Raw genomic sequence first — 11,778 nt, 5'->3', positions numbered from 1 at the left:
GCGCACACGCTCGCGCGGCCGCACCGCGCGCGTCAGTCCGACGACCCCGTGCTGCGCGGCCGCTCGATGCCGTACGCTTCCATCCAGCGATAGAGCGTTGCACGCGACACGCCGAGCTCGCGCGCGGATGCGGCGACGCGTCCGCGCGTGCGCAGCAGCGCGGTTTCGATCGCTTCGCGCTCGATCGACTTGCGGATGTCGGCCACCGACGGCGACGCCGCGTCGAGACAGTATTCGAGCTCGAGGTCCTGCGCGGTGATCAGGCGCCCTTCCGTCATCACGACCGCGCGCCGCACGCGGTTGATCAGTTCGCGCACGTTGCCCGGCCAGTCATGCTTGTAGAGCGCCGTGATCGCATCCGTCGAAAAGCCGCGCACGCGATGGCGCGCGTCGCCGCGAAAGCGTTCGAGCATGTGATGCGCGAGCAGCTCGATGTCCTTGCCGCGCGCGCGCAGCGGCGGCTGGTCGATGCGCATCACGCAAAGGCGGTGGAACAGGTCCGCGCGGAAACGCCCTTCTTCCATCGCTTCGCGCAGGTCGACGTGCGTCGCGGAGACAATCCGCACGTCGACCGGCACCGGGTCGCTGCCGCCGAGGCGATGGATCGCGCGCTCCTGCAGGAAGCGCAGCAGGCTCGCCTGGCTCTCGTGCGGCAGGTCGCCGATTTCGTCGAGCAGCAGCGTGCCGCCGTTTGCGGCTTCGACGTAGCCGATCTTGCGCGCGTTCGCGCCGGTAAACGCGCCGCGCTCATAGCCGAACAGTTCCGATTGCAGCAGGTGGGGCGGGATCGCTCCGCAGTTGACCGCGACGAACGGGCCGTTGCGCCGTTCCGAATGACGATGGATCGCGACGGCCGTCAGTTCCTTGCCGGTTCCCGTCTCGCCGAACACGAACACGGGCGCGTCGGTGCGCGCGAAGCGCCGCACCGTATCGAACAGCCGCAGCATCGCGCTGCAGGTGCCGACGATGCCGTTCTCCTGCGATTCGAGGCGTTCCCGATCGCGCGCGAACAGGCATTCCATTCCGTACGCATGGCCGACCGTATCGGCAATGCGTTGGTGCGACGCGGGCAACGTGATGTAGTCGAAGCAATAGTCGCGCAACAGCGCGCGCACGTTCGGCGAGGCGGTCTGGCCGGTCTCGACGAGCGCGACCCACACGACGTCGCGCATCGACGCGCAGGTCGACGCGATGCTGCCGATCGCGTCGGCGTGACCGCCGCTCAGGTCGAGGATGCCGCAGGTGATTTCGCCGGAGGTATCGCGCAATTCGCTGGCGTGCGCGACGAGCGTCACTTTCCAGTCGCGTCGCGCGAGTTCCTTGCGCAGCATGACGGACGGCGACTGGGTCCAGTAAATCAGAGGACGCTGCCCGGTAATCCTCTCCCCGCCGGCGCTCCTATCGCGCGTTATTGGCATATTCATAGCGAACCATCACTTTCTCCACTCCGCGAACCGTTCGCGTGCGCTGCGGCCGGCGGCGCATGGCCACCTGTCCGCGCTGCGTTTCCGCAGCTTTGGCGAAGATCGAAACTGCACACGGCGAGAGCCCCCGGAGGTCGAGCCGAATGTCATCCGGCCTCGTTGTCATCGAACTCGAAGGGAACGCGCGGCCGCGGGAGCCGCGGCGTTCCGGCTTTCATACGACGCGCCGTCAGGCGGAGCGCGTCGGCAAACGGGATTTCCGTCCGCATTTGCGTCGCGTCGTACACGACAGCCGCGCCCGATGCTGAACCGGATGGCCGCCAACCCGCTTTCGGAATGGTGGCCTCATTTCATCCGTTCCTGAATCTACACCCCGTATCGAGATGGCCTTGTTACTAAAAGATAAAATCGATTCAGCCGATTACGCTGCCGCCCCGGCGCGCGCGGCGCGCGTTTAGCGCCTCAGATTTGATTATCCACGACCATTCCCGTCTATCAGTGCCAAATACCACTTTTCCGCAAGATCGGCGCCTTCCATTGCCCGCGATTCTCGCTTGAATCGCGCAAATAATCCGGGAAGCGTTTTGCATCCGTGGATAATCGCGCGCCCCGTGCGACACCGCCATCACGCATCGAACGCGGGCGAACCGCGCGTGTTCGTTACAACATCGTAACGAAGCAGCCGGTCGTGCCGTCCGTCTCCTGACGCGATGCAGCATGGCGTCCATGCGTGTCGTGCCACCCATGATCGCTGCCGACAGGCCGGCGCGACGGGCACTGTGCTGGTGCAGGGCCGCATGCAGCGCGAAAGCATCCGGCAGCGCACTGTCGCAAGTATGCGCGTGTTGGCCGGCGCGTCGAAACGATCGTGTCCGGATGAGGGATGCGCGCATCGCGAGGACATCGACGATGCGGTAGATGCCGGCCTGCGAGCAGCCGGTCGCGATGCGCGGCCGATCCGCCGTGAACGATCGCAATCTCAAGTACAGCCCCCGATTCTTCAATCGCGTTCGATGCAGACTGCCCGCTGCGCGGTTCGCAGCGGACAGTCGCGACGAATCAATTATGGGAAAGCTGGCATGCGGCCACTGTGTGATACCGCACAGTGCCCCGCTCACGTCACGGCCCGTTTCGCGCTGCCGGCATCGCCCGCACGAAACGGGCATAACGGGAGTGTGAGTATGCTTTCGAACAGACCGGCGCGCCCCGCATCCGCATCATGGACATCGGCGAGCCGCACCGGACAAACGCGTTCATGCGGCTCGGCGTGCTGAAGGCTTCACACGAGGACCGCATCATGGAATGGCATTGTTGTGAATTCGAACATCTGAGCGCCGTCGATCTCTATGCAATCCTGCGCTCGCGCAACGCAGTGCTGGTGGTCGAGGATGCGCATACGTATCTCGACATCGACGGCAAGGATGCGCATGCGCTGCACGTGTTCGCGTGCATGCACAAGGGCGACACGACGGAAGTCGTCGCCTACGCGCGCGTGCTGCCCGGCGACGACGCCGATCCGGACGTCGTGATCGACAAGGTGCTGACGAGCGAGGCATGTCGCGACGACCGCACCCTCGAGCAACTCATGCAGCGTGCGCTCACGGCCGCGCAGGCCGCATGGCCCGACGTGGCGGTGCGCACGCACGTTCCCGCGCAACGCCAGTCCTTCTACAAACGTTTCGGATTCCGCAAGGCCTACGGTCCCTATCTCGAACAGGGCGCGCCATTCGTCGGTCTCGTCCGGCCCGCCGACCGCGCCGCCGGCGCGCTGCGTCAGCTGCTGTCCCGGACCGTCTCGGCGCCGCGATCGCGCAACGAGGACACGCGCGTCGACGGCCGCGTACACAACCGGCTGCCCGCCGATACCGGAGCCAATCGATGAACGCCAACCTTCGCCCGGTTCCCGATCCCGAGCTGCCCTGCGTCCTGCCCGTCATACTCGCTGGTGGTTCCGGCACGCGCCTCTGGCCGCTGTCGCGCGAGCAGTATCCGAAACAGCTGATCGAGCTGACCTCGGACGAATCGCCGCTGTCGGCGACCGCGCGCCGCCTGAACGGCATCGCGAACGCGGCGCTCGGCGACACGCTGCTGCTGGTGTGCGGCGAACAGCATCGCATCATGAGCGCCGCGCAGGTGCTCGGGCGCGCGGCCCCCGCCCGCATCCTGCTCGAACCGGCCGCGCGCAATACGGCGCCCGCGCTGACGCTCGCGGCGCTCGACGCCAGCGTGCTCGCGGACGATCCCATCCTCGCGGTCATGCCGGCCGATCACGTGATCGGCGACGTCGCCGCATTCCAGGAAGCGGTCGGCCGCGCGGCGCGCTACGCGCAGGAAGGCGCGATCGTCACGCTCGGCGTGCTGCCGCGCCGCGCGGAAACCGGCTACGGCTACATCCAGGTCGGCGAACCGCGCGCCGGCCGCCTCGGTGGACAAGGCGGCTATGCGATCGGGCGCTTCGTCGAGAAGCCGAACGCGGCGCTCGCCGAGCGCTACCTGCATTCGGGCGATTACTGGTGGAACAGCGGGATTTTCGTCACGCGCGCATCGACCTGGCTGAAGGCGATCCGCGCGCTCGCACCCGACATCCATGCGGCCTGCGACGCGGCATGGCGCGCGGGCACCGCCGAGCATCCGTTCTTCCGGATCGACGCGGCGGCCTTCGACGCGTGCCCGTCCGACTCGATCGACTACGCGGTCATGGAGCGCCTCGCGGAGCACCCCGAACTCGGCATCGAAGGGATCGTGGTACCGCTGTCCGCAGGCTGGTCGGACGTCGGCACCTGGGATGCGATCTGGGAAATCATGCCGAAGGACGATCAGGGCAACGTCGCGCGCGGCCCGATCGTGTTCGAGGACACGCAGGACAGTCTCGTGCGCTCGGAGGGCCGGCTGATTGCGTGCGTCGGGATGAAGGACGTCGTCGTGATCGAGACGCCCGATGCGGTGCTGGTCGCGAACAAGCACGACGTGCAGCGCGTGAAGAACATCGTCGCGCGCCTGAAGACCGAGCAGCGCCCGCAGGCGAGCGAACACCGCAAGGTGCAGCGGCCGTGGGGCCACTACGATTCGATCGATCTCGGCGAGCGGTTCCAGGTGAAGCGGATCGTCGTCGAACCCGGCAAGCGGCTGTCGCTGCAGATGCACTATCACCGCGCCGAGCACTGGATCGTCGTGCGCGGCACCGCGAAGGTCACGCGCGGCAACGAGACCTTCCTGCTCAGCGAAAACGAATCGACCTATATCGCTGTCGGCGAGGTCCACCGCCTCGAGAATCCCGGCCGGATTCCGCTCGAGATCATCGAGGTGCAGTCGGGTGATTATCTCGGCGAAGACGATATCGTGCGGTTTGATGATCAGTATGGAAGGCCGGTCGTCGAGAACGCGCGGCAGCGACCGTCGCTCGCCTCGCGCGAACCGGACGAGGAAACCGCGGAACGCAACGTCATCCGGTAAGCGCATGCGGATCGAGGCGGCGTGCGCGATGGCGATGCGCGCCGCCGCGCGAACAAGGGGTGGCCGCCTATTCGCCGCATGGCGTCGCCGAACCGCGGCCCACCCGACGCACGATCAGTCGATGCCGCCTTGCGACCAGCGCGCTTGCCTGACCGATTCGCGCACGCGCGGCAACAACGACGAATCCGCGCCGATCGCGTCACCTGCCGCCGACAACGGCTGACGCGCGGCCGCACACGGCGCGCCCCTCGCCTGCCCTCCCGACGCCCCCGCCGGTCGGCCGGTCGCGCAATCGTGCGCGGGGTCGACCCGGACCGGCATTCCGCCGATCCCCGACAGTTGATTGTCCGCGAGCCGCACGCCCGACACGTTTCCCCACAGGCGAATGCCGTCGAATCGCGCATGCGACACGCGGTTGCCGATCACGGTCACCCGCGACACCGAACCCGACCACGTGCTGACCTCGATCGCCGCCTGCTGCGTGACCGGACGAGGATCGGCCCGGCCCGTCGCTGTCTGGATATCCGCGATCGAGTTGCCCTCGATACGGATGTCGGACGAGCCGGCAGTTCGATTGCTGTCTTCCTGCGCGACGAGAATGCCCGAGCTCACCTGTACGTTGCGCACGATATTGTTCGAGATGGTGACGTTCGCACCGCCGACCACCGTGATGCCCCGGCCCCACGGGTTGCCCTCCAGCGAGTTGCCGGTAATCAGCACGTTGCGCGTCAGCACGCCTTCCGCCTGGTAACTCACGACGGCGATCATGTCGTCGCCGGTCCCGCGCACGACGTTGCCCTGCACGAGCACGTTGTGCGAGCCGTGCGTCATGTGAATGCCGTCGGCCAGCGTCGACAGCACCTCGTTGCCGACGATCGCGACGTCAGCGCCGCCGAACACGAAGATGCCGCCGCCCGCGCCACCGTCGATGACGTTGTCGAGCACCTGCACGCCGCGCCCCGTCACCTCGACCTTCGAAGACTCCGGCGTCGTGAGGCGTGTCGTGCCGGTTCCGGTGAGCCGAAAACCGACGAGCGTCGTACCCTCGCCGCGCATCTCGACCGTCTGGTCGCCGGGGGTTGTCGCGATCAGCGTCGCGCCGTAGCCCGACAACACCACATTCCGCTGCCGCACGACCAGCGACCGGCCGACCACATACCGCCCCGGCGCGAACACCAGTCGCTGGCCAGGCTGCAACGCGTCCAGCGCATGTTGCAGCATGTCGGCCTGATCGGCCGCGTCCGCAGCGGGACGAACGTACGCATCCGGTACAGCCGAATGAAACGCACCAGGCGCAGGCGTGCCGGATGCCGCCGCGGCACTGCCCGGCCAAGCCAGCCCGCCTGCCACGCACATCGCGGCAAGCGCCGCACGCGCAAGAATCGGGCCGTGTGATCTATGCATGTCGAGTCGACTCCCTGGAATGACTTCGCGCGCGTCCGCCGGCGCGCCCGAATCGCTGCATGCCGGCCGAGTTGTCGGCCCGCGATACCGCCGAAACAGGCGGTGTACTACGTTCGATTGGATCATTCGAACCCGCCGCGTTTCAGTGCGTCAACAGACCAATACATCCCGCGTGCGCGGCGGATCCGACATGCCGTTGACGATTCATCGCGCTTCCAATGAAGCGAATCGCGGAACGGTAGGCTCGCGAACCGAGTGCCGGTCTGCGACACGTATCATGGCCACCATGCGACGCGACCGTGCGCCGGGAACGCCCGACAGCACCGGTCGCACCCGATCCCGCGTCGCGGTCTCGGCGTGCCGTGCGCCGGGGCACCGAACCCTGCCCGCCGGGCCCCCGGATCGTCCGCACTTCGCTCGCCCAGAATCCGTTCATGACCGACCTGACCATCGCAATCTGCAACTACAACCACGGCGCATACCTGCGCGACGCGATCGATTCGGCGCTCGCGCAGGGCGCGCACGGTGTACGCGTGCTGGTCGTCGACGACGGTTCGACCGACGATTCGCGCGACATCATTCGCTCGTACGGCGAGCGCGTGACGGCGGTGTTCCAGGAGAATCGCGGTCAGGTCGCCGCATACAACCGCGCGCTCGAACATGTCACGACGCGCTACGTGATCCTGCTCGACGCTGACGACCTGCTCTATGCCGACGCCGCGGCCCGCGTGCTCGCCGCGTTCGCGTCCGGCGACTTCGTGAAGGTGCATTTCCGGCTCGACGTGATCGCGCAGGACGGTGCAATGACCGGGGCGAGCGTGCCGCAGTCGGCCGTCGACACCGATTGCGGCCGCCTGTTGCGCGCGGGCTGGCTGTACCCGTCGCCGCCCGCATCGGGCAACGCGTATCGGGTCGATGCACTCAAGCGCATCTTTCCGGTACCCGTCACCCCGGACAACCTGCATGGCGCGGATTTCTATGCGATCTACGGTATCGCGTTGCTCGGCAACGTACACATGATCGATGCAACGCTCGGCGGCTATCGCGTCCATCAGCAGCCGGGGACGCGCCCGTCCGCCGACACGCCGGCTCTCGCCCTCACCAATTCGGAAGACGCCGCGACAGGCGCGCTGAAAGCCGAACGCCGATGGGCGACGCTGCGCATGCTTGCCGGCACACGGCTGCACGAAGCATTGCCGATCGCGCCGCTCGACTTCGCGATCGAGAAGGCCCGCTTCGCAAGCACGCTCTATCACGCCCCACTCGTGCGGCGCTGGCGCTGGTTCCTGTGCGAATCCGGGCGCTACTGGCAAACCGTGCTGCGCAACCCGTTCTGGGGGCCCGCCAAGAAAACGGCCGTGGCCGGGCTGTCACTCGCATGCTTGCTGCCGTCGGCAACGCTCAGCAACCGTGCGATTCGCTATATCTCCAATCCGCTCGCGCGCGTGCGGAAGTCATCCGGCCATCACGCCGACGCTCGATAGCATCGCCGAGTCGCGCCTTCGGTAAGCCATCGCACCCAGCGGGTCGCGCATGCGCTGCACAATGATCCGGACCAGTGGATTCACGCGCACTGACCGGATTTCGTCGTTGTCTCGTCTCCAGTCGTCGTAGTCGAACGCCGGTATCCGATGTTCGGAGGAATCGAGCCGACACGTAGAACGCGGCATTGGTTCGTCACGCTGCGTCGTGTTCGGCACGCTCCGGCAACGTCGACCCGATATTCCATCGACGGAAACCATCCGGCTGCCTCGTCAGCTCGAACAAGCGACTGCGACAGCAGGATCCAATGGCCACGGCAGCCATGCATTTATCAATCAGGAATGCATAGTTTAACGAACTCGACACCGAGACAACACGATTCGCGGGCGGCTCATCGTCACGACGGGCGATGAATGTGCGATCGGATCGCTAGACCGAAAGATGACCCAAGAAAAGATCGTTCATATCGCCGAAGCGTTTGGTGGCGGCGTGCTTTCGATGCTGACCCATCTCGCCAACCATGCCGCGGCGACCGGCGTCGACGTGACGGTTCTGCATTCGATCCGACCGGAAACCCCGACCGATTTTTCAACGCTGTTCCTGCCTGACGTGAAGCTCGTGTACGTCGACATGGCGCGCGAGGTGAGCGTCAGACAGGATCTGCGGAGCTTGCGTGCGCTGGTCCGGAACCTGCGCGACTGCAAGCCGACCGCGATTCATCTGCACTCGTCGAAGGCCGGCGTGCTGGGGCGAATCGCCGCCCGGATCGCCGCCCCGAATGCGAAGGTCCTCTACTCGCCGCACGGACTCTCGTTCCTGCGCCGCGACGTGTCGCGCATGAAGCAGTACGCCTACCTGAGCTTCGAGCGCATCGCGGCGCACATCGGCGGAACCATCGTCGCGTGCTCCGGCAGCGAACTCGCCGAGATCCGGGGAAAGGTCCGGGCGAAGTCGGCAGTCCTGGTGGAAAACGGCGTCAATGCGGCGGAGATCCCACCGCGTCGAACGCGCGACGATCGCAAGGTCGTCATCGGGATGAGCGGCCGGGCGTCGTTCCAGAAAAATCATGAAGCATTCGTGCACCTTGCCGACACGCTGCACGGCGTGGACGTCGAGTTTCTCTGGATCGGCGGCGACGCCGCCGAGATTCCGGACCCCGGCCAGCGCCGGGCAGTCGTCTGCAGCGGCTGGGTCACCCGCGCACGCGCGCTCGCGCTGACGTCGGAACTGGATATCTACGTCCAGACCTCCCGATGGGAAGGCATGCCGGTCGCGTTGATCGAAGCGCAGGTCGCCGGCATACCGGCCGTGGTGACGGATGTCGTGGGCAATCGCGACGTGGTGATTCACGGCGTGACCGGCTATGTCGCGTCGAACGCCGACGAGATGGCCGCATATCTGACCCTGCTGCGCGACGACCGGCAGCTTCGCGAGGAAATGGGCGCAACTGCCCGGCAACGGGCGATTCAGCGATTTTCGATGAACGCGATCTTCCGTCAGTGGCACGCCCTTTACGGACTCGACACCGACGGGGCACGAGTCGACACGCACGACTTCAAGCCGGTTGTTCCCGATCACGTCAAAGCCTGATTCCGATTTCGACATCCCCTTATCGACATGATCGCTTTCAAGAAACCGAAGCAACTCGTATACAACGGCCGATTCACCACGCAGAAGACGACCGGCGTGCAGCGCGTCGCGCGCGAGCTGATCGCCGCACTGATCAAGTTTCAGCCTCAGGATCCGGTGACCGTGCTGGTGCCTCCGCAGCCCGGCGTCGAGGTAAGCGGTGCGAGGACGGTCAAGGTCGGTTTTTACAAGGGCGTGGTCTGGGAGCAGTTGGTGCTCCCGCTGTTCGCTCGCCGCGGACGCATCGTCAATCTCAGCAATTCGGCATCCATTTTCATCGGCAACCAGATCATCTACATGCACGATGCGGCGGTGTTCGACACGCCCGCGCATTTCTCCCGGCCATTTCGCGTGTGGTACCGGATCATGTTCTGGATCCTGGCGCGAACCTCCGTTTGCGTGCTGACCAACTCCTATTTCTCGCGGGATCGCCTCGCGCATCACTGCGGCGTCTCCGCGGAGAAGATCAGCGTCGTGCCGCTCGGTGCGGATCATCTCGATGCCCTGGAAGCGGACGCGAGCGTGCTCGCCAAGCATGCGCTGATGCCCGGCCGCTTCGTGCTCGCGGTCAGCAGCATGAATCCGACCAAGAACTTCGGGCGGCTGATCGCGGCATTCCGGCAGATCGACGATCCGTCGGTCGATCTCGTCATCGTCGGCATGCAGAACGCCACCGTGTTCGGCAAGCAGGATCATCTCTCGGCATCCGAGCCGAACATCAAGTACGTGGGCTACATCAGCGACGAGCAATTGAAGGCGCTGTATCAGAACGCAGCGTGCTTCCTTTATCCGTCGATCTACGAAGGCTTCGGCATACCGCCTCTCGAGGCGATGCGCTACGGCTGTCCGGCGGTTGTCGGCAAATCGGCCGCACTGCCGGAAGTCTGTGCCGATGCGGCGCTGTACTGCGATCCGTTTTCGCAGGACGACATCGCGCAGAAATTGCGGAGCCTGCTCGATTCCGCCGAGCTCAGGGCCGAGCTCAAACGCAAGGGAAGCCTGCACGCGGAGAAATATCGCTGGAGCCGAAGCGCCGAGATGATGACGGAGATCTTCGAGGGGCTGTAAAAGCGACTCCCGCACTCCGGCGCCACAACGACGCCGGCGTGCTGCGCGAACTGCTCCGTTTACCCGACGTTGACCGGGTTGCCGGTGGCGGCCCGATGATTTCCGAACATGCGCGTGCCCAGATACGACCTGATCGGTTCTTCAACAAATTTCGCCAGGATGGCGGCGGACACGATCGAAAGAGACGCGGCGATCATCGCGGTTCGGACTACGTGGATGTCGGCCTGTGGCGCATACGCGAACACCAGCCTTCCGATCGGATAGTGCACGCAATAAAGCGGATACGAGATCCAGCCGAGGAACGCGCTGAGCCTTGCAATCGTCTTGCCGCTCGGCGCGAGCATGGCCCCCCGGTAAACCAGCGCAGGTGCGACGAACAGCAGGATAGCCACTGAATACATCCCCTTGATCGACGACGGAAACGCGACGACCAGCAGGAAAACGACAAACAGCATGTAGTCGTTCTTTATGAGCCTGGCGACGAACCAATGCGGCTTCGCCGGAAGATCCGATTCGTACATCTTTCCAATCGCGATGCCCAACAAGAACCCGTAGCCCACCCTGAAGAAGCCGCCGATGAAGTTATCCGCCGCCCAGCCCTGGTTCATCATGATCGCCAGCTTGGCGTTATCGAGACTGGCAAGGAACCCATATACGAGGAATGCGACGAGACAGGCGTAGGCCCATCTCGACAGATTCCGCGCGGTCATCTTGATTGCCGCGATCAGGATGACGCTCGCGAACAACTCGAAGAACAGCGACCAGGCAGGCGGATTCAGCGGGAATACGCCAGGATCATTGACGGGCGGCAAGCTGTGATTCGCCGCGCCGACGAAACCCGACACCGAAAAGCGACCGAGGTATGGAACGAGAAAAAAATTCTGGCCGGTGGCGGCCGCCAGGTTGCCCAATGAGAACCGGGCGGACGAATTGGCCTGCATGACGATCAGGCTCGCGAAGCCGATCGCGAACCCGATGAAAATCATCGGGTACAGGCGTATTAACCTGCGCTTCAGATACTCGCCGCGCCATGCGTCCTGGCGCAATCTTTCACCGTAGGAATACGAAAGAATGAAGCCGCTCAGCATGAAAAACATGTCGACGGAAAGATAGGCACCCTGCAGGATCGTGCTCGATAGTTCCTGCAGGAAATGCATGAACATCACGCTTATCGCAGCGATGCCTCGCAAGCCGTCCAGGATTTCGAACTTCTGCTTGTGACTGGCCATGAAAGTGAGTGGCTCCGGGAAATATCGATCTTGCAGGTTCGGCGCGCGTCGGCGAACACTTCAGGTTTCCGGTGACCCAGCACCCTACG

Annotated in this window: 8 protein-coding genes; 5 read left to right on the top strand and 3 right to left on the bottom strand. The window is 64.9% G+C overall.

All coding sequences use genetic code 11. The features are described from left to right. Positions 1-32 precede the first annotated feature (32 nt). Positions 33-1,424: a sigma-54 dependent transcriptional regulator gene (locus DID99_RS00550; protein WP_185733714.1), complete on the bottom strand. Its 1,392-nt coding sequence runs from the start codon at positions 1,422-1,424 to the stop codon at positions 33-35. A 1,297-nt stretch (positions 1,425-2,721) separates the two neighbouring features. On the opposite strand from DID99_RS00550, the gene DID99_RS00545 reads away from it, so the two are divergent. Continuing rightward, positions 2,722-3,306, top strand: a complete 585-nt coding sequence (locus DID99_RS00545) for a drug:proton antiporter (protein ID WP_124485079.1) — start codon at positions 2,722-2,724, stop codon at positions 3,304-3,306. Further along, a complete protein-coding gene (locus DID99_RS00540; RefSeq protein ID WP_124665805.1) occupies positions 3,303-4,877 on the top strand; it encodes a mannose-1-phosphate guanylyltransferase/mannose-6-phosphate isomerase in 1,575 nt (524 codons plus the stop codon). Before DID99_RS00545 ends, DID99_RS00540 begins: the two co-directional genes overlap by 4 nt. Before the next feature lie 114 nt (positions 4,878-4,991). Here DID99_RS00540 and DID99_RS00535 read toward each other — a convergent pair whose 3' ends face one another. Then, a complete protein-coding gene (locus tag DID99_RS00535) occupies positions 4,992-6,281 on the bottom strand; it encodes a right-handed parallel beta-helix repeat-containing protein (RefSeq protein ID WP_124665804.1) in 1,290 nt (429 codons plus the stop codon). A 434-nt stretch (positions 6,282-6,715) separates the two neighbouring features. On the opposite strand from DID99_RS00535, the gene DID99_RS00530 reads away from it, so the two are divergent. From DID99_RS00530 to DID99_RS00520, 3 genes are all read left to right on the top strand, one after another. After that, positions 6,716-7,765: a glycosyltransferase family 2 protein gene (locus tag DID99_RS00530; protein WP_124665803.1), complete on the top strand. Its 1,050-nt coding sequence runs from the start codon at positions 6,716-6,718 to the stop codon at positions 7,763-7,765. Between the two features lie 439 nt (positions 7,766-8,204). Then, complete coding sequence (locus DID99_RS00525) at positions 8,205-9,353, top strand: glycosyltransferase (RefSeq protein WP_124665802.1); 1,149 nt, start codon at positions 8,205-8,207, stop codon at positions 9,351-9,353. A 27-nt stretch (positions 9,354-9,380) separates the two neighbouring features. Beyond that, the gene (locus tag DID99_RS00520) at positions 9,381-10,460 is read left to right on the top strand and encodes a glycosyltransferase family 1 protein (protein ID WP_124665801.1); all 1,080 of its coding nucleotides are present in this window, start codon (positions 9,381-9,383) and stop codon (positions 10,458-10,460) included. Between the two features lie 59 nt (positions 10,461-10,519). On the opposite strand, the gene DID99_RS00515 is transcribed toward DID99_RS00520, so the two are convergent. Continuing rightward, entirely contained in the window at positions 10,520-11,689 is a 1,170-nt protein-coding gene (locus tag DID99_RS00515; RefSeq protein WP_124665800.1) for an acyltransferase, read from the bottom strand. Positions 11,690-11,778 lie beyond the last annotated feature (89 nt).

The organism is Burkholderia sp. Bp8986 (assembly GCF_003854225.1).
Lineage (GTDB): Bacteria > Pseudomonadota > Gammaproteobacteria > Burkholderiales > Burkholderiaceae > Burkholderia.
Note: the sequence above shows the minus strand (reverse complement) of the source record. Positions and strands in the feature narration are given on the sequence as shown.